Raw genomic sequence first — 24,077 nt, 5'->3', positions numbered from 1 at the left:
GCGACTCACCGTCGGGGCTGGACTGGCTCGCCGCGTCCTGCCACGAGGCTGCATATGCTGACGCGTGAGCTGCTCGCCTTCCGCGTGAGCAAGGGCGTGCTGCGCCCCGCCTTCGTGAAGCGCGACGATGAGGCACTGCTGTCCCTGGCCTCGGAGCTGCTGGCCACCGTGGAGTCATCCCGGGGCGAGACGAGTGACGACGTGGAGGAAACCCTGGGCCTGTCGGCCGGGGCCTTCACCCGCCCTAAAATCGCGCGCGGACTGGTGAAGCTCGTCCTGGACCGGCTCGTCTTCGAAGAGCCCGCGCCCGGCGCCTCCGAAGCCCGATGGGAGCGCTTCACGACGGCCGCCCGAACCCTGCGCACGCTGCCCCCCGACACCTCCGTGGAGGGTTACGAGGCACGTCTGGAACAAGCCCTCGGAGTGCCCCTGACGGACGCACGGGCCGCGCTCTACGCGGACCTGCCTGGGAATCGAAAGCTCCTGGGCTGGGATGGCGAAGCCCCCACGGCGCAGGTGCTCGTGGACCGCTACAACCTCGCGCTGGCCCAGGGGCCGCTGCTGTCGGCCAGGCGCCTGACGCTGCGGGCTCGCTCACCGGAGCTGCTGCGCGTGCGCAAGGTGCTGCGATGGCTGAAGTTCTGCCGCCTCGTCGCTGAGGTGCGCCGCGATGGTCCGGACTGGGAGCTGGAGGTGGAAGGGCCTGGCGCCATGTTGGCGATGCAGAAGAAGTACGGCCTGCAGCTCGCCTCGTTCCTGTCGGTCGTCCCGGTGCTGGAGCGCTGGGAGCTGAAGGCCACCGTGGAGCCTTCGCGCCGGCAGGCCACGCTGACCCTGAGCGACAAGGACCCGCTCGTCTCGCCCCTACCCGCCGCGTTGGGCCACGTGCCGGAGGAAGTCATGTCGCTGTCGGCGAGCTTCGCGGATGACGCGTGGGAGCTGGACCTGACGCCGCTGCCCCGACACGTGGGCGCCGCGAGCCTGTGCGTGCCGGACCTGACCTTCCGTCACCGCGCGTCGCGCCAGGAAGTCGCGCTGGAGCTCTTTCATCCCTGGCACGCGAGCGCCCTGACGCGCAGGCTCGCGGAGCTGCGCACGCGACCGGACACAGGACTCCTGCTCGGAGTCGACCGCGCGCTCCTGTCGAAGGAGCCCACCGAACGCGAGACGCTGGAGGCCCACCCCCAGGTGGTGCTCTTCCACGGGTTCCCCTCCGCGAAGAAGCTCCGGGAGCGACTGGGGAAGCTGGAGGCCGCGCGCGCCAGCACGTAGCGCACGGCCGGGCGTCAGCCGTTGCCCTTGGGCCGGAACTGCGCGGCCAGGACACTCAGCAGGCGGATGGCGCTGCGGTCCAACTGCTTGGCCCGACGCAGCAGGCGGCGCAGCTCACCGGACTCGCCATACTCGCTGGGCGGCTCCGCGGCCCACTTCACGTCCTGGGTCGGCTTGAGCCCCAGCGCTTCGTCCGCGGAGATGGAGAGCACCACGCACAGCCGGCGGAAGGTCTGGATGCTCGGCAACATGTGGCCGCGCTCCAGTCGCCCGTAGACTTCACTCGCGATACCGATGCGCTCCGCGACGTCGGCCTGCGTCAGATTCAGGCGAGTCCGTGCGAGGCGCGCAGCTCCTCCGAGGCGGGATGCGAGGGTCTTTTCCATGTTCGTTAACCTACCGGGTCCGCCCATGTCGATATGACTTGAGAGGTTGGCATCCAAGAACTTCCCAGGTAGTCTTATGGGAACCTGACCTGAGGCGTTCCCCTCACCGTGACGGCGTCGAAACCGATGACCGCGAAGCCCGTACTCACCTTCTTGTTCGTGGACGAAGACCCGCTCGCGCTCGCGGCGCTGCGGCGACTCGCGAGGGACCTGCCAGGTGACAAGCGCTTCGCGCGCGACATGACGGAAGCGCTCGCGCTCGTACAGGAGGAACCGCCGCGCGTGGTGGTGAGCGGAGACCTGCTGCCGGATGGGGATGGGCTGGGCCTGCTGGAGCAGGTGCGCGCGCGCCACCCGTGCACGGCCTGCGCGCTCCATGCGGTGCGCCCTCCGGCCAGGCCGTGTCTCCGGGGCATCACCTGGATGGACCGCGCCGCGCCGCCCTCGGAGGTGCATGCGCTGCTGCGGGCCCTGGGCGCGCGCCCCTGGACGTGCTCGGCCTGAGGTAGGGACACCTCACGGTGCGGCGCGCTCCCGCCACCCGCGTTAAGGTGGCCCCCGCTCCGCCATGAAGCTCTACGCCATCAGCGACTTGCATCTGCGCCACGCCGACAACCGGCTGGCCCTGCAGACCCTCCCCTTCTTCCCGGACGACTGGCTCATCGTCGCCGGCGACGTAGGCGAAACCCTGTCCGAGATGGACTTCATGCTGCGCACCCTGACGGCGCGCTTCCGACAGGTCATCTGGGTACCGGGCAACCACGAACTGTGGACCCTGCCCTCCGAGCAGCCCCCGCTGAAAGGCGACGCGCGCTACCAGCGACTGGTGGCGCTGTGCCGCAGCCACGGCGCGCTCACCCCCGAGGACCCCTACCCGCGCTGGCCCGGCGAGGGCCCGCACCGCGTCATCGTCCCCATGTTCCTGGGCTACGACTACTCGTTCCGCCCGGACCACGTGCCGGAGGACAAGGCGCTGGAGTGGGCCTGGGAGGATGACCTGCTGTGCACCGACGAGGTGCTGCTGCATCCCGAGCCCTATCCCACCCGCTCCGCGTGGTGCGCCGCGCGCGTCGAGGCGACCCAGGCGCGGCTCGACGCCCTGCCCGCGGGCTGCACCACCGTGCTCGTCAATCACTACCCGCTGCGCCACGAGCACGTGCGCCTGCCGCGCATCCCCCGCTTCTCCATCTGGTGCGGCACCAAGCGCACCGAGGACTGGCACGCGCGCTACCGGGCGGAAGTCGTCGTCACCGGCCACCTCCACATCCCGCTGACGCAGTGGCGGGATGGAGTGCGCTTCGAGGAGGTGTCGCTCGGCTACCCCCAGCAATGGAAGCACCGGGGCGGAATCGAGCGGTGCCTGCGCGAAATCCTGCCGGGCCCCGCCGTCCGCCCGCTCTGACGAACCCCGCACATGACAAAGCCCCGGACGTCCGTGAGGAAACGGACGACCGGGGCCTGGTCCGGCGCGACCCGAAGGCCGCGCCGGTTACGTCAGGTGCTTACTTGTGCGACGCGATGAACGCGATGCCGTCGTAGCCGCCCTTGGCGCCGAAGACCTCGATGTAGTACTTGCCGGCCGGCACGTTGATGAGGTTGCACACCTCGGACTGGTGCTCCTTGACGCTGCGGCAGTCGTAGTCGAACTTCGACGGCGCCGACGCGAGCTTCACGTAGATGTCCGGGTTGCCCTCACCCTCGCCCGTCTGGATGTACAGGCTGTTGGTGCCGGTGCCGGGCTTGCGCTCCGGAACCTGGATGGTGAACACCCGCGACGAACCCGCCGCGCCAGAGAGGTTCTTCACGGCCACGCCGCTCTGCACGGGCACGTAGCCACCCTTCCAGGTGACGGTCAGCGTCACGCCCGTGTAGGGGCTGAAGCCGTTGAGCATCACGTACCACTTGCCGTGGTTCGGCGTGGGGAACGGGCAGCTCTCCGCGTTGCCCGAGCGGTACGGACGGCAGTCGTACAGGCTCGTCGTGGGAGCATTGCCGTACCGGACGTACATGTCCGCGTCGCCCGTGCCACCGGAGATGGTGAACGTCAGGTCATACGCGCCTTCCGGCACCGTGACATCCCAGTACTTCTTCTCGCCGCGGCCACCGGAGATGTTCGAGATGGGGACGTCCTTCTCGATGGGGTCCGAGACGACGATGATGGGCACGCCGACGCCCGTCGCCTTCCAGGCGTTGCTCACCGACTCGATTTCAGCGGCGGTGTAGCCCAGCTGCGCCGCGGCCTGCTCGGTGGCGAGCTTGGCCGCATCGAAGTTGGAGCCGGCCAGGAGGATGTCCCGGTTGGCGCGGTAGAAGATCTGCCCGGCCTTCTCGATGCCGATGCCCGCAACCACCGTCGTCGTCTTGGCGCGCGGGTGCGTGCCACCCTGCGAGAGCAGGTAGAACGCCAGGTTGGAGATACCGGAGCTGTAGTGCACGTCCACGCCGGAGGAGTAGTCCGGGTAGTAGTCGAGCGAGTCACCGTCCTGCGTGGGGTTCGCCATGTAGCGCAGGGCGTCGTTCGGGATGGACGGGGTCCAGATGTCGTCGCCCACCAGCCACGTACGGTTGCTGACGACCTTGCCGTCGCCGAACCACTCGCACACCGCGCCGAAGATGTCCGACATGGACTCGTTCAGGCCGCCGGACTCACCGGAGTAGGTGAGGTTGGACTCGTGCTCCGTCACGGCGTGGGTCAGCTCGTGCGCCGTCACGTCCAGCGAGTTCGCCAGGTTGCTGGCGTTCACGCCGTCGCCATCGCCGTACACCATCTGGGTACCGTCCCAGAAGGCGTTCACGTAGGCGACGCGGTGGTGCACGGTGCTGATGAGGACGCCACCGGTGTTGTCGATGGAGTCACGGCCGTACAGCTCCTGGTAGCAGTCGTAGACCGTGCCCAGGTGGTCGTAGTTGGTGTTGACGACCTCGTCGGCGTGCTCGGGCTGCCCCTCGGAACGAGCCAGCGCACCCGGCAGGGTGGTGGTGTTGTTGCCGTTGTGCAGGCGGCGGTTGAGCGCCGTGTGGACGCGCGGCAGGCGGGCAATCACATCGCCGTTCTTCGCGTTCACGAGCACGTCGTCACGAACCGGCGTGCCGTCGCGCTTCTCACCCGTCTGGGTGAGCTTGTACGCGAGGATGAGCTGGTCGGAGTCGCGCCAGTAGACGAGCTCGCTCTCCTCCTGGATGACCAGACCCTCGTGCGTCTCGCGGTCGGCCTGGAGGGACGCCTTCGCCACCGACACATCGACGCCGGCCTTGGTCTCGGCCTTCAGGTCGCTGCGGGTGTTGGTGTTCGCCGCGTAGACCTCGCCATTGCGGGCGTGGATGCGCAGCTCGCCGCCCAGCACGGGGATGTTGTTGACCCGGATGCCATAGCGGAAGTGGCTGTCACCCTGAAGGTCCGTGTAGGCCTTCTTCAGGAACAGGTCGCCCGTGTTCAGGTGGAACAGGGGAGCCACGGCGGCTACCGCGGGGGCCAGCTCGGCCTCACGCATGGACGCCGCGCCCGCGGGCGCAATCGCGATGGGGCTCAGCTTGCCCGTGATGAACGTCGGGACGTCGGAAGCATCCCGCGCGAGAATCTTCGTCCCGGACTCCAGGGCCGCGGTCTTGCTTGCGGTTTCCTGGGGCTTGGCCTCGGGAGCAGGGGTGGACTCATTGCAACCAACAAGGAAGGACAGCGCCGCAACACCAAGTGCACCGCGCACTCGCTGATTCACCATTGTAATCCTCCTAAGCGGAAAGATTAGGAAGCACAGTGCCACGGGATGGTTACGTATTTCAAGGTTGCGCGATAATTTCACTAAGTAGCCTATTCTTAAATTACGAGTTTAGGGAAAAATACCCATGCATTTCAATGACTTATGGGTGCCCTACCCACTGCTTTCACGGATTCATGCGACGTAGTGGGTAACCCTAGCCCCCTCAGAATTTCCCGGAAAAAGCGTGACCGAAGACAGTCAGCCAGGGTCCGCGCGCGAGGCCCCGGGCAATTTCGGCGGCAATTTCGACAGGAATTAAGGGTGGGAGGGATTCCGGCGTCCGAGTGGTGCGGCCATGCGTTTTAGGCTCGCGCTCTACCACTGAGCTATCTCCCGGAAGACAGTCGGGAGAGCTGGGTTCGAACCAGCGACTTCAAGCCTCCTGGGCGTGGCGTGTAGGGCTGTACCGGCCGGACGCCGGAAATCCTCTCGGGAGACGCGCGCCGCGCGCCGCGCCTGACGGGGAGTTCCATGGGCAGCCACCGTGTGTCCCTTTGCGGATGCGCTGGGGTGCGCGAGGCTCCCGCGCTGGGAGGAAGGGACATGCGCGCACTTCAGTTGCAGCGACTGGAAGGACCCGAGGGCCTCACGCTGGTGGAGGTGCCGGAGCCCGACGCGGCGGATGCGGTGCTCATCGACGTGGTGGCCGCGGGGGTGAGCTTTCCGGACCTGCTGCTGACACGGGGGCAGTACCAATTGAAGCCGCCCGTGCCCTTCGTGCCGGGCGTGGAAGTGGCGGGCGTGGTGCGCTCCGCGCCCGCGAGCGCGACGGTGAAGCCGGGCGACCGGGTGATGGCGTTCAGCTTCGGCCTGGGAGGCTTCGCGGAGGTGGCGGCGATTTCGCCGGACATGGTGTTCCGCATCCCCACGCGGTGGAGCTTCGAGGCGGCGGCGGGCGTGGTGATGAACTACCACACGGCGCACTTCGCGCTGCACCGGCGCGGGCGCTTGAAGGCCGGCGAGACGGTGCTGGTGCATGGCGCCGCGGGCGGCGTGGGAACAGCGTCCGTGCAGGTGGCGCGCGGCGCGGGGGCGCGGGTGCTCGCGGTGGTGAGTGACGAGCGCAAGGCGGAGGTGGCGCGCAAGGCCGGGGCGCACGAGGTGCTGCTGTCGAGCGGGGACTGGCTCTCGCAGGTGAAGGAGAAGACGGGCGGCATGGGCGCCAACGTGGTGGTGGACCCGGTAGGCGGCGACATCTTCGACAAGAGCCTCAAGGCGCTGGCACCGGAGGGACGGCTGCTGGTGGTGGGCTTCGCGGGAGGCCGCATCCCCGAGGTGGCGGTGAACCGGCTGCTCTTGCGCAACATCGACGTCGTGGGCGTGGCCTGGGGCGGCTTCCTCCTCCATGAGCCGTCGGTGACGGCGACCATCGCCAAGGACCTGGAGGCGATGGCGGACCAGGGCATCCTCGAGCCGGTGGTGGGCAGCGTCTTCCCGCTGGAACAAGGAGCGCAGGCCCTGCGCGAACTGGAGAGTCGGCGCGCGACGGGCAAGGTCGTCCTGCGCATGCGGCCGGGCTGAGCAACGCGGGGGCGAGCGGGGGAATACCGCTCGCCCACCGAGCATGCGTCCCTTCGGCCCCGTGCACCGCTTCGCTGTCGTCTTCGGGCGTCGTCCGCAGGTTGCTGACAGGAGGTGTCAGCGCCATGGCGGACGACCCCATCATCGACCGGCAGCACCAGCGCGAACGCGAGCAGGAGCGACAGCGGCTGCGCGAGCAGGAGCAGAAGGACCTGGAGGTGGAGGCGCGACGAGGCGCTCGGCCCCTGGAGGGCTACGCCGGAGGGCACACCACCTGGGCGAGCGCGCAAGATGACGCGGAGGCCTCCGTCGTCCACGCCCACGACGCGGAGGAGTCCTGGGAGGCCAGTCAGCGGCAAGCCCGCCTGGAGCCCGAGCCCTCGGGCCGCGCCTTCGAGGAAGAGGAAGAAGACGCACCTCCAGAGCGCGACTGAGCCAGGGGGCAGCGACTAACGTCCGCGCCGTGCCCTCGACTTCGCTTCCCGTTCCCACCGTGCTGCAGCCCGACGAGGCGCGGCGCTACCTCGTCGGACAACTGGGACTCGCGCGCCCCCTGTTTCCTCCCGGGGCGCGCGGAGTTCGCGCGCTCCTCAAGTCGCTGCGCTGCATCCAGTTGGACCCGCTGGATGTCATCGGCACCAACGCGGACCTGGTGGCGCTGGCGCGCGTGGAGGGCATCGCTCGCGGCGACGTGTACCGCCACCTGCTGCCGGGCCACGCCTTCGAGCACTTCGCCAAGGAGCGCTGCCTGCTGCCCGCGAGCGCCTTCCCGTACTACCGCGAGCGCGCGGCCCAGGCGCCCTGGTGGCGACTGGAGGAGCGGCTCAAGCGCATCCCCGAGCCGGTGTTGCACGCCGTGCTGGACGAGGTGACGCAGCGAGGCCCTTCCTCCTCTCGCGAATTGAAGGACCACGGCGCGGTGGTGCCCATCGACTGGAGCGGATGGAAGGGCACCGCGCGCGCCACCGCCATGGCGCTGGAGGTGCTCTGGACGCGCTGCCAGGTGGTGGTGTGCGGACGCGGCCCCGGCGGCAAGGTGTACGACGTGCCTGGACGCGCCCTGCCCCGGATGGCCGACGCCCGGGTGAAACACACGTTCGAGCGCTGGGCCCTGAGCGAACGCGTGGAGGCCGCTGGCCTCTTGAGCCGCGCCAGCGGACCGCACTGGTCCATGCTGTCCGACGTGCGCACCTCGGCGCTGCCCGACACGCTCGTCGCCGAAGGGCTCCTCGAGGAAGTCACCGTGCCGGGCTCGCCCCGACGGTACCTGGCGCCTTTGGGCTTTCGGGAGCGCGAGTTCCCGGAGCCCGACGCTCGGATGCGAATCCTGGGACCGCTGGACCCGGTGCTCTGGGACCGGGGGCTGGTGAGCGTGGCGTTCGGCTTCGACTACATCTGGGAGGTCTACAAGCCCGCCGCGCAGCGACAGTGGGGCTGGTACGTGTGTCCGCTGCTGCACCGGGGACAGCTCGTGGGGCGACTGGAAGCCCGCGTGCGCGAGGGCGTGCTCCAGGTGGACAATCTCTGGCGCGAGAAGGGCGTGAAGCTGGACGACGCGGCGCTGGACGAAGCCCTCGCGCGCCACGCGGTGGCCTGTGGCGCGGAGGTCGCTCGCAGGCCCCGCGCCCGCGCCGCGTCCTGAGCCCTCAAGGCCGCTCAGGTCGGCGGCTTGGGCAGCTCGCGCTCCAGGGCATCCGCCGCGCCCGCGTCCCGCAGGACGCCGAAGCGCTGACGGGAGCACGCGAGGAGCTGCCCCGCGTAGACGGTGTCCGACAGCGCCCCCACGAAGTCGCCATGCTCCGCGAGGGTGCGGGCCCGCTCGTCCATCAAGTGGGCGAGGATGCGCGCCTGCTCCGCGTGCGCGAACAACCGCACGACGGAGCGCGCGTCGAACAGCGTCAGCGTATCCAGCTCCATGCCGAGCGTCGTGAGGCTGGCCTCTCGCAGACTCTGGAGGCTGGCCTCCAGTGAGCGCTCCGCCCGATTGCGAGCGAGGTCCGGGGCCAGGCGACCGAGCTCGCGGAGGGACTGGAGGACGATGACCTGACGCAGAAGGGGCATGCGGGGGAGAACTACACTCCGGGCCGGAGGAATCATCCAGTCCCCCTGTCCTCCTTTCCCACGAGTCGGCCCCGCGTCGCCCGCCCCGCCACGACGCCCGGTGGACCGCCCCACCGGAGCCGCGTCACACTCCGTGAAATGCACCGCTTCCGATGGGTCTTCTTCGTCCTGCTTCAGTCGCTCGTCGCCCAGGCCGACGAGTACCGCGTGGGCCCGGGCCAGCCTCTCGCCAGCATTGGCGCCGTGCCCTGGGAGTCGCTCCAGCCCGGTGACACGGTGTTCATCCATGCCCGCCCGACGCCCTACGCGGAGAAGTGGGTGCTTGGCGTGCGAGGCACGGCCTCCGCGCCCATCACCGTGCGCGGCGTGCGCGACGCGGCGGGCAACCTGCCGGTCATCGTCGGGGAGAACGCGACGACGCGCTCGCAGCTCAACTTCTGGAGCGAGCAGCGCGGCATCCTGAAGATTGGCGGCTCCAACACGCCCGCCGACACGATGCCCGCCTATCTCGTGGTGGAGGACCTGCACCTGCGCCGCGCACGAGGTGCGTTCACCGGTCGCAGCGGGGCCTCCACCTACAGCGACAACGCGGCCGCCATCTTCATCGAGAAGGGCGAGCACCTCACGATTCGCGGCTGCGTCCTGGAGGACAGCGGCAATGGCCTGTTCGTCGCCAACGAGACGTCGGACCTGCTCGTCGAGCGCAATCACATCCTCGGCAATGGCAACGTCGACAGCATCTACGAGCACAATGCATATACCGAGGCGCTCGGCATCACCTACCAGTTCAACCGCTTCGGGCCCCTGTGCTCGGGGTGTCTGGGAAACAACCTGAAGGACCGGTCCGCCGGCACCGTCATCCGGTACAACTGGATTGAGGGCGGTAACCGGCAACTCGACCTGGTGGAGTCCGACAGCGTGGCCGTTCGTGCGGCCCCGTCCTACGCTCGTACGTTCGTCTACGGCAACGTGCTGCTGGAGCCCGCGGGCGCCGGTAACCGGCAAATCATCCACTTCGGCGGAGACAACGGGACGACGGCGGACTACCGCTCCCAGCTGTACCTCTTCCACAACACCATCGTCTCCTCGCGCACGGACCGCACCACGCTGCTGCGGCTGTCGACGAATGCCCAGACGGCGCACGTCACGAGCAATGTCGTCCTGGTGGCCGCGGTGGGAGGCAACACGCTGTCGCTCACGGACGAGGCTGGCACGCTGCGGCATGGCGGTAACTGGTACAAGCCGGGTTACGTCTCCACCTTCGGCACGCTCACGGGCTCCGTCGTGGACACTGGCGGTAACCTCACTGGCACCACGCCCGGCTTCGGCAACCTGGATGGCCAGGATTTCCACCTCGCCTCGGGCTCGCCGCTGCGCGGGGCCGCGGTGGCGCCTCCCTCCGAGGCCGCGTCCCTCACAGTGGACTGGCAGTACGTGAAGCATGTCGCGGCGGAGGCACGCACCGTGACGAGTCCGGGGCACATCGGTGCCTACGGGGATTCTTCGGGACCGGTGACCGGGACGCCGGATGCGGGCCCAGGCACTCCAGACTCCGGGACACCTGACTCGGGGCCGGGGACTCCCGATGCTGGGGCGCCTGACTCGGGGACGGATTCACCGGAGAAGTCCGACGAGGACGGGGGCTGCGGAGCAACGGGCAGTGGCTTCGCGGGTCCTCTCGGACTGCTGGCCCTGGCGGCCCTCGCGCTTCGCCGGAAGTGGGTGCGGGAGTAGGCCCCGACCTCCACATGAGGCCACGTGCCGCGCTCTTCACTGGCACGGCACGCCTGTGTGCCCGGGGGCTGCGCGACTCCGGCGCCGAACTCGAGCACGCCCATTCGCGCGACTCCGGGGGCCTTGGAGCCAGGCGAGTGAGGCCCCCTGTACGAGATGCCGGAGAGGCTGCGAGACTCCTCGGCGGTGGTTGACTCCTCTGCCGTCCCCTCGGCCCCTCCCGTGAAGCCCGTCCGCCGTGTCGCCAGCCGACGCGAGCAGGGCGTCGTCTTCTCCGTGTCCTTCCTGTTCCTGCTCGTCCTGGAGGCGCTGTTCCGCCGATTCACGACGGACGGGCTGCGCTTCCAGGCGTGGAACTCCGAGCGGATGATGCAGACGCTGTCGCTCCGGGAACTGCGCGACGAGCCGGTGCGCTCCCTCTGGTATCTGCACATCCAGCCTCCCTTGCTGGACATGTTGCGCGCGGTGCTCGGAGGGCTTCACGGCTCGCTCGACAGCGCTGCCCTGGTGGACGCCGTGGACCGGTGGACCTACGTCGCCTGGGCACTGGTGTTCGCGGCGACCGTGACGCTCGTCTTCGCCTGGGTGCATCGAGTGGCGGGGAGGGCCGCCGCCATCGTCGGCGCGGTGGTGACGGCGCTGCATCCTGGCGCCCTCGCCTTCGCCACCTTGCTGGACAGCACCGCCGCGAGCGCCCTCGCCTTCCTGTGGTTCTGCTTCGAGCTGTCGCGACTTCAGCGAGAGGGGGGCTCCATCGCCCGGCTCGCCACCGCGTCACTGGTCCTCTTCTTCCTGCGCTCCATCTTCCAGTGGCCCTTCTTCCTGCTCGTGGCCCTGTGCCTCGCGCTGAGGAACGTTCCCCTCCGGCGCGTGGGCCGCTACGTCGCGCTGGTGGCGCTGTTCGCGGGGCCCTACGTCGCCAAGCAGCTCGCGCTCTTCGGCACGTCCATGACGTCCACCTTCGACGGACTCAACTTCTGTCGAGCCATTGGCCTGGGCGAGCCGGACCTCGGCGCGATGCGCCTGCCCTCGAACGTGCTGCCCACGGGGCTGCCCTCCCCTTCGAGCGCCGCCGTGCTGCGCCAGGACGAGAAGCTGGGGGGTTACTACAACTACAACCACCTGGATGCCCTGCGCTACTCGGTGGGGCTGAAGTACGTGTGCCGCCGGGCGCTGCTCGAACAACCCCTCTCCACGACACTGGCCTCCTTCGCGGAGAACGCCTCGCTGTATGGCGAGCCCTCCAGTCGCTACCAGCCCAATGTCCTGGTGGACCGGCTGCCGTGGCGTGAGCCCCTCGACTTCTTCTTCTCCTCACCCGTGCTCTGGCTGCTGCTGCTCCTCACGGGGGGGATGGCCGCGAGGCGACTCGAGGGCCGAGCGGCCTGGCTCCGCGTGGCCGGACTCCTGCTGCCCGTGCTGTACGTCGCCACGGTGAGCATCCTGTTCGAGAAGGGCGAGAACATGCGGTTCAAGTACTTCATCGAGCCGGTGCTCCTCGTGTTCCTCTGTGTGGAAGGCTCACGACTCGCCGCGCGGGTCGTCGCCCGGTTCACGACACACACCGTGCCAGTGAAGACACACGAAGGCTCCGGAGTCGGTTGACGCCCGCGCCTCTGCTAGGCTGCGCGGCGGAACATGAAGGACCTGGACGCCATCCTCCGCGCCCGCGCGCACTCGCGGGGCCCCTGGGTACTGGCCACGGTGGTCGCCGTGTCCGGCTCGTCATACCGCAAGCCCGGCGCCCGGATGTTGATGGGCGAGGATGGCTGGCTCGCGGGTGGAGTGAGCGGCGGCTGCCTGGAGGCAGACATCGTCCGCAAGGCGTTCTTCTGGACGAGCACCGGCCCGCGCGTGCTGCGCTACGACTCCACGGGAGAAGGCGCCGAGGACGAAGGGGGCCTGTCCTTCGCGCTCGGCTGCAATGGCGTCGTGGATGTCTTGCTGGAGCGCTGCGAGCCGGGCCCCGTGGATGCGCTCGCCTTCGCGGCCGAGGCACGAAACCTGGGACGGCGAGCCGTCGTCGCCACCGTGTACCAGGGGCCCACGCACGCCGTCGGGGCGCGACTGATGTTGCGCGATGACGGACTGGAGGCCGGTCACATCGCGGGCCCCCTGGGGGACGCCGTTCGCGAGGCGGCTCGCGAGGCGCTGGAGGTGGGGCGCACCTGGAGCGGCCCGTGTGGCGGTGCGGACGTGCTGGTGGAGGTGGTGGAGCCTCCGCATGCGCTGGTGCTCTTTGGCAGCGGCTTCGATGTGGCGCCCGTCGTGGTGCAGGCGGCGGGACTGGGATGGCAGGTGACCGTGGTCGCGGATCGCCCCACGGAGACCTTGCGGCGCCGCTTTCCCCTCGCGCACGCGGTGGTGTCCGCGAAGGCGCGCGAGGCCGCCGCGACAGTGCCCCTGTCTTCACGCACGCTGGCGGTGTTGATGACGCACAGCCTGCCCCAGGACCAGGAGCTGCTGGCGGGCCTGCTGCCTCGGGCCCTGCGCTACCTGGGCGTGCTGGGGCCTCGCTCTCGCACGGACAGGCTGCTCGCGGCGCTCTCTCCGGCGCCCAGCGCGGCGATGCTGGAGAAGCTGCACGCGCCCGTGGGGCTGGACCTGGGCGCGGAGGGCGCGGAGGAGATTGCCCTGTCCATCGTCGCCGAGCTTCAGGCCGTCGTCGCGGACCGAGAGGGCGGGAAGCTGCGCGAGCGACAGGCGCCCATCCACACGGCGGCAACGCCTCCCGTGCGGAAGCTCGCGTGACCGCTGAGCGCACAACGGTGGGCGTGGTGTTGCTGGCGGCGGGAGGCTCCTCTCGCCTCGGGCACCCCAAGCAGCTCGTCGTCCATCAAGGCCAGACGCTGGTTCGTCGCGCCGCCGAAGCGGCCCTCTGCCTGGGTGGGCCCGTCGTCGTCGTCCTGGGCGCTCACAAAGAAGCCATTGCATCGGAGCTCACCGGGCTGCCCGTGCGAACCGTGGCGCATTCCGACTGGGCACTCGGCCCGGGTGGCTCGCTGACGGCGGGACTCGCGGCGATGCTCGCGACAACCGACGCGCATCCCGTGGAGGCCGTGCTCGTCATGCTGTGCGATCAGCTTCGCGTCGATGCCGCGCATCTGGCGGCGCTCGTGGCCGCCTGGCGAAGCACCGGTGCCCCCGTCGTGGCCTCCGAGTACGACGGGACTCGCGGCGTGCCCGCCCTGTTCGCCCGCTCGGTGTTCGCGGAGCTGGAGTCGCTCTCCCCCGAGCAAGGTGCGCGCAAGGTGATTGCCCGTGAGCCCTCGCGTGTCGCCACCGTCCTGCTCCCGGGCGGCTCCGAGGACGTGGACACTCCCTTGGACCTGGCCCGGCTGAAGTAACCAGCGAGCCCTCCTGGCCCAGCTCCTGCTGGAACTTCCGGAAGCGATGGCCGTCGTGAAGATAAAGCCCCTCGCGCGTTCCCACCCACAGGAGCCCCACCCGGTCTCGCAGCACCTCCGTGACGACTTCCACGGGGAAGACACGCGAGACTCCCGCCTCCTCCGGCGCGCCCTCGGAGGCGCCAGCCAGGAGCAGCCACAACAGGAGGACGAGCGGTCTTGGCACGCGAGGCGCTGACAGAGGCAGGGGCCCCGGACGGCAGCAAGGTCGCGACCTCGCGTCCGTCCGCCCTTACAGTCGCCCGCTGTTCAACTTATGCTGTCCGCAGGGTGGCACGCGGAGGGCACCTCATGGCTCACGCCCGCGGCCACCGCCCAGGGGGGAATACTTCATGGAGAAGAAGGACCAGCAGACACTCATCAAGGTCGGCCTGGGCGTGCTCGCCTTCAAGTGGTTGTCGGGAGAGTTCATCTTCCTGTTCTCCATCGGCATCCTGCTCGCCATTGCCTCCATCGGCATCGTCATCGGGCTGGCCGAGTGGTTCCTCAAGTACGGCCTCATCGCCCTCGGCATCTACGTCATCTTCGTGCTGACGCTGCGCTGGCTGCACGGCGGCAAGAAGCAGCGCGACCTGTCCGACCTCCCCGACTTCGAGCAGCTCACGGCGTCCTCTCGCGCGAAGGCCGAGCGGCTCGAGGAGATCGACCCGGGCGAGGCCCTGGCCCGCTTCAAGGCGGAGCACCTGGCGGAGCTCCAGCAGCCCACCCCGCCGCCTCGCAAGCCGTGAGCGTGAGCGCCTCGACAGCGCGGACGTGTGGCCCCTGTCGCCCAGGTGTGGCGACGTGAGGCACCTGGCCCGGCGCCCCCTGGGATGGATGCTGTTCCTCCTCGCGCTGTCGATGCTCCTGTTCTTTCCCCGCCTCATCGACGCGCTCAAGGCGCTGGAGCATGAGCCCGTGGAGCTCAAGTCGGGCTCGCTCCTCGTCGCCAGACCCGGCCGCGTGTCTGGCGCCTTCGACGAGACGGTGGTGTTGCTGCTGGACGCGGGCGAGGCGCGGAGCACCTGGGGGCTGGTGCTCAATCGCGTGCGCACCCAGGAGGACCAGCCGCTTCCCGTGGGCGTGGACCGCTGGGGCGGGCCGGTCCGCGCGGAGCACCGCATCACCCTGACGCTGCGAAGCCCGCCACCCGAGGGAGCGCATCCCCTGCCAGGCGGCCTCTCCTGGTACGAAGGGAGCCGGGAGCCTCACCTGCCCGTCGGCTCCTCGCTCACCTTCGAAGGCCTGGCCGCCTGGGCCCCCGGACAGCTCGAGGAGGAGCTCGCCCGGGGAGGCTGGTGGGTGATGGAGGGCCGCGCGACGGATGTGTTCACCGCGCCGGGCTCGCTGTGGGTGGAGCACGCCGCTCGGCACCTGTGAGGGCGTGACGCACTCCCGCCTTCCTTCGTGCAGCCCCGCTCATGGGACGCATGGGAATCGCACGGCCTGGATTCGTCGACCTCCGGACACTGCTGCAATGCGGCGACGCCGGTATGGCTTGGGAAGGTCCTGGCCCGTGACTACCTCCCCAGGGCCCCGCCACTCCGAGACGGTTTCCCCATGCGACAGCTCCGCTCCCCTGCCCCGTTCCACCTCTTCTCCGTCCTGGCGCTGGCCACCGCGCTGACCTCCACGTCCGCCCTGGCCCAGCCGGCGGCGACGCCGCTGGAGGACAATCGCCGCATCACCCTGGGCTACATCGCCATCGCCTATGAGCTGGGCGCGGTGTTGGACCCGACGCTCGAACCCGGCGGCGCCAGCGCCGTGCGGCCCAACTGGTTCACCTTCGCGCCCCACGCCTCGCAGACCGGAGGTGAGGGCATGTTGGGCACGGCCATCGCGAAGCGCATCATCGCCGCGGCGCGTGGGCAGCCCTCGCTGTCGGTGCTCCATGCGCTCCAGCGCGTGGGACTCAACGCCCAGCTGCGCGTCTCGCCCGAGCAACTGGGGTTGGAGCTGGTGCTGCGCGGACTTCCCATCGACGCGGCCTCCTCGCTCGCCGCGCTCATCACGTCGCTCAACGGCGCGGCGCTGCTGGACGTGCGCACGCTGGCCGCCACGGCCGCGCGCTTCGCCGCGCTCTACTGGAGCGCTCCGGGCTTCTGGCCGCTCGACAAGGCGGAGAGCATCGTCATGACGCTGGAGCGCACGCTCCACGAGGGCAACCTCGCCATCTTCACGGACATCGGCGGCTCGGGGCAGCTGTACCTGGACTGGCGCCGGGGCGCGGGCGCGGTGACGCCGGAGCGCGTGCTGACGGAGTTCACGCTGGTGGACTCGGTGCCCGCGCAGGCCTCGCAGGCGTATGCCTACGCGCTGGCGCACGCATACGACGTCCCGCGTCCCTACCTGTTCGAGCAGGTCTTCCCGGGGATGCACTACAAGAGCCTGCTGGTGGCCGCCTTCGCGCTCTACGAGAAGGCCCGCGTGGCGCCGACGCCCGCCGAGCGCGACGCGCTGGTGGCCATGGGCAACAACTACATCGCCTGGCGCGAGCAACATGACATGGCGCAGCCCGTCTTCTCGCCCGCGGTGCCGCGACCGGACGAGGTGTCGCGCGTCGCGCTGCTCCAGATTCTCACCCCGCTGTTGCGCACGGAGTTCGGCACGGTGGTCTGGAACTACGCCGACTACGCGTACAGCCAGCCGGACCGCGACGGGAATCCCCTGACGTCTCCGCCCACGGAGTACAACTGGGCCGTCTTCATGGACCGGTGGACGGGCATCCTCTACGCCTTCGACCAGGCGTACCTCCAGCCCACGGGGCTGTGGGTCATGCCGACACCCATCGAGGACCCGACCGCGCTTTCAGGCGGGTCCTGAGCCGCATGCCCCGTCCGCCTCGCGGAGTCAGCCGGAAGAGGGGTCGAAGCAAGCTCCGGTGGATGGCCCGGCGTGCGGACGCAGGCCCGCGTCACGATTCTCCGAACAAAGGAGGCGACTTGACGCATTTGGAGCGCCAGGGGACGGTTCAGTTCTACATGAACCCCGCGCCGTCCCCCGTGTCCGGCTCCTCGAAAGACACCTCCCACGACCCGCGAGTGTTGCCCGCCGCCGCCGCTGACGAGGCGGGCCTCTCCGCCGACGCGCGCCTGTGTGTGCTGCGGGAGATGATGAGCGAGGCGTTCCTCTGCCTGGACGCCCATGGGCGGATTCGAGAGGTGAACGGCCGCGCCGCCGCGCTCCTGGGCCTCCCCGCCGACCAGCTCCGGGGACAGGAGCCGTGGGTGGCGGAGCCCGCGCTCGCGGGCACGTCCCTGCACGAGCGGTTGATGGCCGCGCTCGCCACCCGCGAAGGCGGACGCTTCCTGGCGGAGCTGCCCTCGCGCACCTGGCTGGACGTGAATGTCCAGGTCGTCGGCGAGGAGACGTGGGTGCTCGCGGCCGACATCACCCGCCGGCAGCGCGCGGAGAACGAGGTGGCGCGGACCGAGGAGCGCTTCCGTCAGCTCGGCGAGCGCTTCCAGGTGGCGCTGGACTCGGCGCAGATGGCCGTCTGGGAGACGAACCTCGCCACCGGGCAGGTGTTCCGCTCGGAGGGACATGACCGCCTCTACGGCTATCCGCATCCGCTGACGGAGTGGACCCACGAGCGGTTCATCGAATCGCTGCATCCGGACGACCGGCCGGGCGTCCAGTCGCAACTGGATGACATCTTCGCGGGCAAGACGGATTCGTACATCTCCACCTTCCGGACGTACTGGCCGGACGGCTCGTGGCACTGGCTCACCAGCCGGGCCCGGGTGCTGCGCGACGCGACGGGCAAGGTGGTGGTCATCCGGGGCGCCATCCTGGACATCACCGCGCTGAAGGAGACGGAGTTCGCGCTGCAGGAAGCGGTGCGCACGCGCGACGACTTCCTCTCGCTGGCCAGCCACGAGCTGCGCACGCCGCTGACGTCCCTGCGGCTCCAGGCCCAGCTGCTGCGGCGCATGAGCGAAAGCGCGCCCACGGAGACGCTCGGCTCGGTCAAGGTGCAGGCGAAGCTGGAGGCCACCGAGCGACAACTGCGCAGGCTCAGCGCGCTGGTGGACAACCTGCTGGATGTCAGCCGCATCCGGACGGGCAAGCTGGACTTCCACTTCACCGAGGGCGACCTCGCGGCCGTCGTCTCCGACCTCGTCGCGCGCTTCGGAGACGAGGCCCGTCAGACAGGGGTGCAGCTCAATGCGGCGGTGGAGGGGCCGATGATGGGCCGCTTCGACCGGCTGCGAATGGAGCAGGTGGTGAGCAACCTGCTGTCCAATGCCCTGCGCTACGGCTCGGGCAACCCCGTGTTCCTCTCGCTCACGCGCTACGGCGGCACCCTCCGCCTGATGGTGCGGGACAACGGGCAGGGCGTCCCGGAGAAGGACCGCGAGCGCATCTTCGAGCGCTTCACCCAGGGCGACAACGCGCAGCGGCGCGGAGGCATGGGGCTGGGGCTCTACATCGTCCAGCAGATTGTCGAGGCCCACGGCGGCCACATCCGCGTGGAGGACTCGCCCGGCGGTGGCGCGACGTTCGTGGTGGACCTGCCGCTCTAGGACGCGCCGGGCTCGTCGCGGACGAAGGCGAAGCCCCGAGGCACCTCGAGGCGATAGCCCGGGTCCTCGAACAAAAGGCGCGCGCCAGTGCCCTCCAGCACCTCCCGCAGGTGGCGCACGTGGACGCGCAGCGCGTTGTCGTGCAGGCGGGGGTCATAGTCCGCCTCCCACATGGCCCGCACACACGCCTCCTTCGACAGCGTGCGCCCGGGTTGGCGAGCCAGGGCGTACAGCAGGCGGCGGGGAAGCACGCGCGTGGCCAGCGAGACGGTGTGGCCTCCGGCGCGCAGGGCATGGTCCCTGGCGTCCAGCACCACCGCGTCCGAGGCGGCGACGGGCGCCTCGACGGCGAGCCGGGAGCCGTCGGACGTCACCACCCGCAGCGAGGCGAGCGTGCGCGCCAGCTCCGGAATCAGCTCCGGGTCCGCCGCGCCTTCCGACGCGGAGCGCGCCGCCGCCTCCATCGAACCCCGGACCTCCGTCGCGCGCTCGGAGAGCCGGTGGAGCATGGCCCGGGACAGGTGGGCCAACGCGCGCTCCATCGCGAAGTCCTCGCCTCGCGCGAGGGGCTCCAGCGACGCCAGCAGTCCCTCCGCGCGCACGCTGTCGCCCGCCGTCGCCGCGGCCAGCGCCGCCAGCGCCCGCTGTCGCGCCGCCACGCCCGGTCGCACCTCGCGAGGCTCCACGGCGCCAGGGCGCTCCACCTGTCGCAGCACGTCCGAGGCGCGGGCCGTCTCGGCGGCGCGAACCAGGCCCTCGGCGCCGCGCGCGCGTGCATCCGCCGCCGCGTCGTCCAGCAGCGCCAGTCCCTCCGCGCGCCGCCCCAGCTCCAACAGCATGCGGCCCGCGCCAACGCGGGAGAGGTGGTGGACGAAGAGATAGCCGCCCTGCTCCGCGCGCACGGCCACCTCTCGCAGGCCAGCAAGCGCGGCGCGACGCTCGCCCCGCTCTCCGAGCACCAGCGCGGCGATGCAGTCCAGCTCCAGCGCGAGCCTCGGCGCGCCCAGCTGTCCCAGCCGCTCCCGCACGCCATCCAGCGCGGCCTGCGCCTGCGTGAAGCGCCCCAGCCGACTGAGGATGCCCGCGGACATCGCGGCCACCAGCGGCCCGCGCGAGTCGAGCGGCGCGCCCTCCAGCAAGGACAGACACTGGCTCAGGGGCTCCTCGAGCCCCTCGTCCCGGCCTTCAATCCAGCACATCAGCGCGCGGGCATAGGCGCACCAGCCGAGCACGCGCTTGTCGTCGGATGCGGCGCACGCGGCGTCCAGCATCTCCAGGGACTCATCCAACCGGCCCTGGAAGAAGCGCAACGCGGCCCAGGCGAGCAGTTGCTGGAGGAAGACCTCCGCGTCGCGCGGCATGGGCATGGACCCGAGCGTCCGCTCACACGCGGGCAGCTCCAGCGAGAAGAGGGCCACCCGGACCAGCACCGTGCCCACCTGCTCGCGCAGCCCCGCGCCCCGCGCATCCTCCGCGTCCCCCAGTGAGGCCAGCAGCGCCACGAGCTCCGCGTACGCGCGGCGCAAGTCCAGCAGCCGCACCTGGGCACGAGCGCGCGCAAGCCCCACGTCCGGCGTGCACAGCGCGGGCGACAGCGAGCCCAGCAGCGCCAGCAGCTCCCCCGCGGCGCCCTGCCGCACGAGGGCCTCCGCCTGCTCGACGACGAAGGAACGGCGCTGCTCATGGCGGCCCAGTGCCTGGAGATGGCGGCACATCGCGCGCACCCGCACCACCTCCGGCAGGGGCTCGCGCGCGAGCAACCCCAGGAGCGCTTCGTGCGCGGCGCGTGCCTCGTCGGCGTCGAGCAACGTCTGGAAGGCCTCGCGCACCAGGTCGTGGACGCCGTGGCGGCCCCGCGCGTCCGTCTCGACGAGGAGCCGGGCGGAGAGCCGCCGCAGCGCCTCGCCCGCCGCCTCTTTTGGCAGCACGTCGCGAAGGGCCGAGGCGGGCAGTGGCAGCTCCGACAGGGCCAGCACGGCGGCCACATGCCGCTCGTCCGGAGGCAGCGCGGCGAGGGCGGCGCGCACCGGCTCCTCCACGTCCGCGTCATTCGCATGCGCGCGCCTGAGGAGGAAGGGCACGCCCCGCGAGCGGGCCCACGCCGCGGCGAAGCCCTCCCGCGCGCCATAGAGCGTGTCCAGTTGCCGCCACAGCAGCTTCGCCGCGGCCTCCGGCAGCCCATCCAGCCGCAGCTCGAAGCGGTCCGGACTGGTGGCCTGGCGCGGCACCTCCTCACGCGAGGTGGCCAGCAACGCGCCCTGGCGCAGCCGCCCGCCGAGCCCCTCCACCAACGCGAGACGCTCCTCGGGCCGCAGCACATGGAGGTCGTCCAGGACGAACAAGGCCCCGCGCGCTTCCAGCTCTCGCGCCAGATCCTCCAGTCGCGAGTCATCCGACAAGGCCTGGGCCACGGGCGCCTCGCGCAAGAGGCGGCGCGCGTCGTCGACCACGGCGTCCAACGTGTCCCCAGGAGCGATGCGGCGGTGGACCACCGGCCCCCGGTGGCGCGACGCGACGGCGGCCACCAGCGCGGACTTGCCCACCCCTGGCAGCCCATAGACGACGCCCGTGCGCACGCGCTTCAGCAACGTGCCCAGCCGCTGGAGCTCCTGCTTGCGCCCCACGAAGACGGCGGGCGGCCCCAACCCTCTCGGCGTTCCGGCCCGCGACGCCTCCTCTCGCGACGCACGGGCAGCGCGCGAGACGGTGCCTTCAGTGCGCCTGCGTCGACTGCGGGGAGAGGGCGTTCCGGTGGGCATGATCGACCTCGGACCGACTCAGGAACCGCCCTCGCCGCGCGGCGCTCGCTCGCCCTCACTCGGGGTGAGAAGCGACAGGGACAGCGTCTCGGGCGTCACCGCGCGGCCAGGTCTCATGTGCCCCAGCCTGACACACCCTCCGGCCGTATCCCTATGTCCAGCCGTCAACGACTGAGGGTTCGCCACTACGCGGAATCCACCCACCCTGTGGGCCAACCCCAGACATCGTGTGTTTCAGGGTCACTCCGATTTTTCACAATTTGTCGCCCTCCGAGAAGGAATTGGCGCGCGAAGCGAAACAACTCGAAGTGAAATCGCGCATCATTCCCCAGCGTCCCAATGGCCAGGGAGCAAGCAGCCTCACCTGGTCAGCGCGCCATTGGGATTTCCGTCCGGAGGGCGCTCCGATGTGGATTGAAACCATCATCATGCCCCGGGAAGAGCGTGGGCCTCGACAGCCCCCGCCGCCCCCGCGAGACAGGCGTGCAGTCCTGCTCGCGGCGGGAGAGGAGAGCCGCGCCTTGCGAGACCAGGTGATGGGGTTCCTGAGCGCGCATCACCTGCTGGGAGCGGTGAAGTGGATGAGTGAGCCGGGCTTCCTCCCCCTCGTCACCCTGCACTGCACGGAGCGCGCCCTGGAGAAACTCCGCGAGGCCGCTGAGTTCGTCGTCGGTTGCGCGGCGCCCGTGGATGCCTACCAGCCGCTGACCACCACGGAGCCGGAGCTCTCTTCTTCAGAGCCGGTGTCCATGGCGGTGCCCGTCTTCGCTCGCTATCCCTGATGCATGGGCGCCCTCTTTGGCGCCACGCCTCACACCTGGGCCGCCGCCTCTGACTCCAGCAGGAGCGCGCCCAGCTCCAGCACACGCTCCGCCACGCGGGCCGCATCGCTCGCGGAGGTGCAGAGCCGGGTGATGGCCTCTTCCGCGGACTCCGCGCTGGCCAGCCCGCGCACCCACTCCGGGGTGCCATCCTCGCCGGCGGGGTGTCCCTCCTCGGCGGCCAGCATCCAGTCCCGCGCGCCCTGACGCAGCCGCTCGGCCTCGTCCGCCGTGAAGACGAGCACCGCCGTGTCGTCATGCGTCGCGGTCCTCGGGTGGACCCGGCGCAGCGCCTGCACGAGCTGGTGGGCCACCCCCGTCAGCGTGACTTCGTGGACGTGGCTGTGCGCATCGCCCACCTCGCCCCGGCTGCGCAGGATGAGATTCCCCAGGAGCGCCGTGTACTGGAAGTCCTCGCGCCCCGTGCGCTCGTCGGTGGTGAAGACACTGGCCTCGCGACCGAGCCACGACTCCGAGCCCACGAAGCGGGCCTCCCCCACTGCGACTCGCACCGTCGCCGTGGAGACGCCGCGCGCCTCGCACACCTCGTCGGAGAGCGCTCCAGCGGAGAGCAGCTGGTGGTACGCCGCCAGCCCCTCGTCCAGGGTGACGTCGAAGTCCACCTGCCACCCCGTGAAGCAGAGGTCGTCCCCCGCGATGCCCGGACCCGCGGCGGCGCCCCCCACGCCGCGCGCGAAGTCCTGGAGCACCGACAACATCCCCGTGGGGCCGACGAGGACGCGGACGGTGCGAGCATCCCGCGTCGGCAGGAGCCATGAAGTCCCGCTCGCGAGCACGGCGAGCTCCGCCGTTCGCCCCCCAGCCATCGGCGATTCCCCCGGACCGCCCCAATCCCCTGTCATCGACTTCCCCCTGAAGTGAATGCTTGGGGAGTTGTCGTCCAAACCGGGGCGGAGGTGGAATTAAACCGAGTTAAATCCGCCGCCCCGCCCCCGACGCCACGTCACGCGAAGTGCTCGCGGAAGGCGCGCGGGTTGGGCCCGTCACCGCTCCGCTCGTACACCGCGAACACCACGCGCCTGAAGGCGCCGGGCAGGGCCGCCAGGGCGAGCGAGAAGGCGTTGGCGACCTCCACCGGCTCGTTGCGGAAGACGCCGCAGCCCCATGCTCCCAGGACGAGGACCTCATGGCCCTGGTGGGCCGCCACCTGGAGCACCTTCAGCGCCCGCGCGCGCAGCACCTCGTGGATTTGAGGCCGCAGTCCCACGTCCACCCGGAGCGCCTCACCGGCATTGGGCGCGGGCGCGGTGAGCACGGAGAGGCAGAAGGGCCGCTCCAGCAGCTCCAGCGAGTCGCCCCGGAAGAACGGCACGTCCGGCGAGTAGATGAGGTGGTCGGTGTACAGCATCGAGCGCTCGGCGCGATTCGCGTCGTAGTAGCCCCGCTGCGAGAGCAGGCACGGATAGAGCGCCGAGCAGCGCGCCAGGTCCTCCTCCTGCGCCTTCGCGCCGCCCAGGAAGCCGCCGCCCGGGTTCTTCGCGGAGGCGAAGTTGAGCGCGGCGACCCGCGTCTCTCCTTCCTCCTCCACCAACCGCCGAGCGGCCTGCCCCGTCTTCTCGCCCGTGACTTCGATGTGGAGGTCCGGACGCTCCAGGCCCGGCTCGAAGGGAGGGAGCCGCCCGAAGTCGTCGGGCCGGTACAGCAACGTCCCGCTCACGGCACGCGCCACCAGGTTCCCCAGCGAGACGCTCCGCCCCGAGGGCGCCTCATACGTCCCCAGCTCCGCGATTCGCACCGTTTGCCGCGCAAGCTCCTTCAACGACATGACCCGCTCCTGACAGACCTCCGCCGCGAAAAGGCGGCGAGACTTCGTGTTTATTACACACGAACTC

Annotated in this window: 21 protein-coding genes; 15 read left to right on the top strand and 6 right to left on the bottom strand. The window is 70.2% G+C overall.

Going from position 1 to position 24,077, the window contains the following annotated elements; all coding sequences use genetic code 11:
- Positions 1 to 54 precede the first annotated feature (54 nt).
- Positions 55 to 1,272, top strand: coding sequence for a DUF790 family protein (locus tag HUA76_RS33725; protein ID WP_174457639.1), 1,218 nt, complete (start codon positions 55 to 57; stop codon positions 1,270 to 1,272).
- 14 nt (positions 1,273 to 1,286) lie between these two features.
- On the opposite strand, the gene HUA76_RS33720 is transcribed toward HUA76_RS33725, so the two are convergent.
- Positions 1,287 to 1,658 (bottom strand): helix-turn-helix transcriptional regulator, encoded by a 372-nt coding sequence (locus HUA76_RS33720; protein WP_141645997.1) that lies wholly within the window; start codon positions 1,656 to 1,658, stop codon positions 1,287 to 1,289.
- 126 nt (positions 1,659 to 1,784) lie between these two features.
- Between HUA76_RS33720 and HUA76_RS33715 the strand changes: the two genes are divergently transcribed.
- Both HUA76_RS33715 and HUA76_RS33710 read left to right on the top strand, forming a co-directional pair.
- Entirely contained in the window at positions 1,785 to 2,162 is a 378-nt protein-coding gene (locus HUA76_RS33715) for a response regulator (protein ID WP_174457687.1), read from the top strand.
- 64 nt (positions 2,163 to 2,226) lie between these two features.
- Positions 2,227 to 3,060 carry a metallophosphoesterase gene (locus tag HUA76_RS33710; RefSeq protein ID WP_141645996.1) on the top strand — a complete coding sequence of 278 codons (834 nt, stop codon included), beginning with the start codon at positions 2,227 to 2,229 and terminating at the stop codon, positions 3,058 to 3,060.
- A 100-nt stretch (positions 3,061 to 3,160) separates the two neighbouring features.
- Here the strand turns inward: HUA76_RS33710 and HUA76_RS33705 are convergent, their stop codons facing one another.
- Entirely contained in the window at positions 3,161 to 5,377 is a 2,217-nt protein-coding gene (locus tag HUA76_RS33705) for a M4 family metallopeptidase (protein WP_174463164.1), read from the bottom strand.
- 582 nt (positions 5,378 to 5,959) lie between these two features.
- Here HUA76_RS33705 and HUA76_RS33700 point away from each other — a divergent pair.
- From HUA76_RS33700 to HUA76_RS33690, 3 genes are all read left to right on the top strand, one after another.
- On the top strand, positions 5,960 to 6,937 hold the full coding sequence (locus HUA76_RS33700) for an NADPH:quinone oxidoreductase family protein (RefSeq protein ID WP_174463163.1): 978 nt from the start codon (positions 5,960 to 5,962) through the stop codon (positions 6,935 to 6,937).
- A gap of 125 nt (positions 6,938 to 7,062) precedes the next feature.
- Positions 7,063 to 7,371, top strand: coding sequence for a hypothetical protein (locus HUA76_RS33695; RefSeq protein WP_174463162.1), 309 nt, complete (start codon positions 7,063 to 7,065; stop codon positions 7,369 to 7,371).
- A 29-nt stretch (positions 7,372 to 7,400) separates the two neighbouring features.
- Positions 7,401 to 8,579, top strand: coding sequence for a winged helix DNA-binding domain-containing protein (locus HUA76_RS33690; protein WP_174463161.1), 1,179 nt, complete (start codon positions 7,401 to 7,403; stop codon positions 8,577 to 8,579).
- Positions 8,580 to 8,593: 14 nt separating this feature from the next.
- Here the strand turns inward: HUA76_RS33690 and HUA76_RS33685 are convergent, their stop codons facing one another.
- Entirely contained in the window at positions 8,594 to 8,998 is a 405-nt protein-coding gene (locus tag HUA76_RS33685) for a hypothetical protein (RefSeq protein WP_141645991.1), read from the bottom strand.
- 138 nt (positions 8,999 to 9,136) lie between these two features.
- Here HUA76_RS33685 and HUA76_RS33680 point away from each other — a divergent pair, with 138 nt between their 5' ends.
- The 8 genes from HUA76_RS33680 (at position 9,137) to HUA76_RS33645 (ending at position 18,644) form a co-directional block, all read left to right on the top strand.
- The gene (locus tag HUA76_RS33680) at positions 9,137 to 10,732 is read left to right on the top strand and encodes a right-handed parallel beta-helix repeat-containing protein (protein WP_174463160.1); all 1,596 of its coding nucleotides are present in this window, start codon (positions 9,137 to 9,139) and stop codon (positions 10,730 to 10,732) included.
- 186 nt (positions 10,733 to 10,918) lie between these two features.
- Positions 10,919 to 12,337: a hypothetical protein gene (locus HUA76_RS33675; RefSeq protein WP_174463159.1), complete on the top strand. Its 1,419-nt coding sequence runs from the start codon at positions 10,919 to 10,921 to the stop codon at positions 12,335 to 12,337.
- 33 nt (positions 12,338 to 12,370) lie between these two features.
- Positions 12,371 to 13,483, top strand: a complete 1,113-nt coding sequence (locus HUA76_RS33670; protein ID WP_174457647.1) for an XdhC/CoxI family protein — start codon at positions 12,371 to 12,373, stop codon at positions 13,481 to 13,483.
- Positions 13,480 to 14,079 carry an NTP transferase domain-containing protein gene (locus HUA76_RS33665; protein WP_371823552.1) on the top strand — a complete coding sequence of 200 codons (600 nt, stop codon included), beginning with the start codon at positions 13,480 to 13,482 and terminating at the stop codon, positions 14,077 to 14,079. Before HUA76_RS33670 ends, HUA76_RS33665 begins: the two co-directional genes overlap by 4 nt.
- Positions 14,080 to 14,471: 392 nt before the next feature.
- Positions 14,472 to 14,867 (top strand): hypothetical protein, encoded by a 396-nt coding sequence (locus HUA76_RS33660; RefSeq protein WP_174463158.1) that lies wholly within the window; start codon positions 14,472 to 14,474, stop codon positions 14,865 to 14,867.
- Positions 14,868 to 14,922: 55 nt separating this feature from the next.
- The gene (locus HUA76_RS33655; RefSeq protein ID WP_174463157.1) at positions 14,923 to 15,498 is read left to right on the top strand and encodes a YqgE/AlgH family protein; all 576 of its coding nucleotides are present in this window, start codon (positions 14,923 to 14,925) and stop codon (positions 15,496 to 15,498) included.
- A gap of 180 nt (positions 15,499 to 15,678) precedes the next feature.
- Positions 15,679 to 16,941, top strand: a complete 1,263-nt coding sequence (locus HUA76_RS33650; protein ID WP_174463156.1) for a hypothetical protein — start codon at positions 15,679 to 15,681, stop codon at positions 16,939 to 16,941.
- Between the two features lie 119 nt (positions 16,942 to 17,060).
- Positions 17,061 to 18,644, top strand: coding sequence for a PAS domain-containing sensor histidine kinase (locus HUA76_RS33645; protein WP_254614660.1), 1,584 nt, complete (start codon positions 17,061 to 17,063; stop codon positions 18,642 to 18,644).
- Here HUA76_RS33645 and HUA76_RS33640 read toward each other — a convergent pair.
- Positions 18,641 to 21,289: a winged helix-turn-helix domain-containing protein gene (locus HUA76_RS33640; protein ID WP_174463154.1), complete on the bottom strand. Its 2,649-nt coding sequence runs from the start codon at positions 21,287 to 21,289 to the stop codon at positions 18,641 to 18,643. The genes HUA76_RS33645 and HUA76_RS33640 overlap by 4 nt on opposite strands.
- A gap of 635 nt (positions 21,290 to 21,924) precedes the next feature.
- On the opposite strand from HUA76_RS33640, the gene HUA76_RS33635 reads away from it, so the two are divergent.
- Positions 21,925 to 22,185 carry a hypothetical protein gene (locus HUA76_RS33635; RefSeq protein WP_254614659.1) on the top strand — a complete coding sequence of 87 codons (261 nt, stop codon included), beginning with the start codon at positions 21,925 to 21,927 and terminating at the stop codon, positions 22,183 to 22,185.
- A gap of 29 nt (positions 22,186 to 22,214) precedes the next feature.
- Here the strand turns inward: HUA76_RS33635 and HUA76_RS33630 are convergent, their stop codons facing one another.
- Both HUA76_RS33630 and HUA76_RS33625 read right to left on the bottom strand, forming a co-directional pair.
- Complete coding sequence (locus HUA76_RS33630) at positions 22,215 to 23,051, bottom strand: hypothetical protein (RefSeq protein WP_174463153.1); 837 nt, start codon at positions 23,049 to 23,051, stop codon at positions 22,215 to 22,217.
- 137 nt (positions 23,052 to 23,188) lie between these two features.
- On the bottom strand, positions 23,189 to 24,010 hold the full coding sequence (locus HUA76_RS33625; RefSeq protein ID WP_141646752.1) for a TIGR02452 family protein: 822 nt from the start codon (positions 24,008 to 24,010) through the stop codon (positions 23,189 to 23,191).
- Positions 24,011 to 24,077 lie beyond the last annotated feature (67 nt).

The organism is Myxococcus sp. CA056, from assembly GCF_013336715.1.
Classification (GTDB): domain Bacteria; phylum Myxococcota; class Myxococcia; order Myxococcales; family Myxococcaceae; genus Myxococcus; species Myxococcus llanfairpwllgwyngyllgogerychwyrndrobwllllantysiliogogogochensis.
The sequence above is the reverse complement of the archived record's forward strand: the minus strand, read 5'-3'. Positions and strand labels throughout refer to the sequence as shown.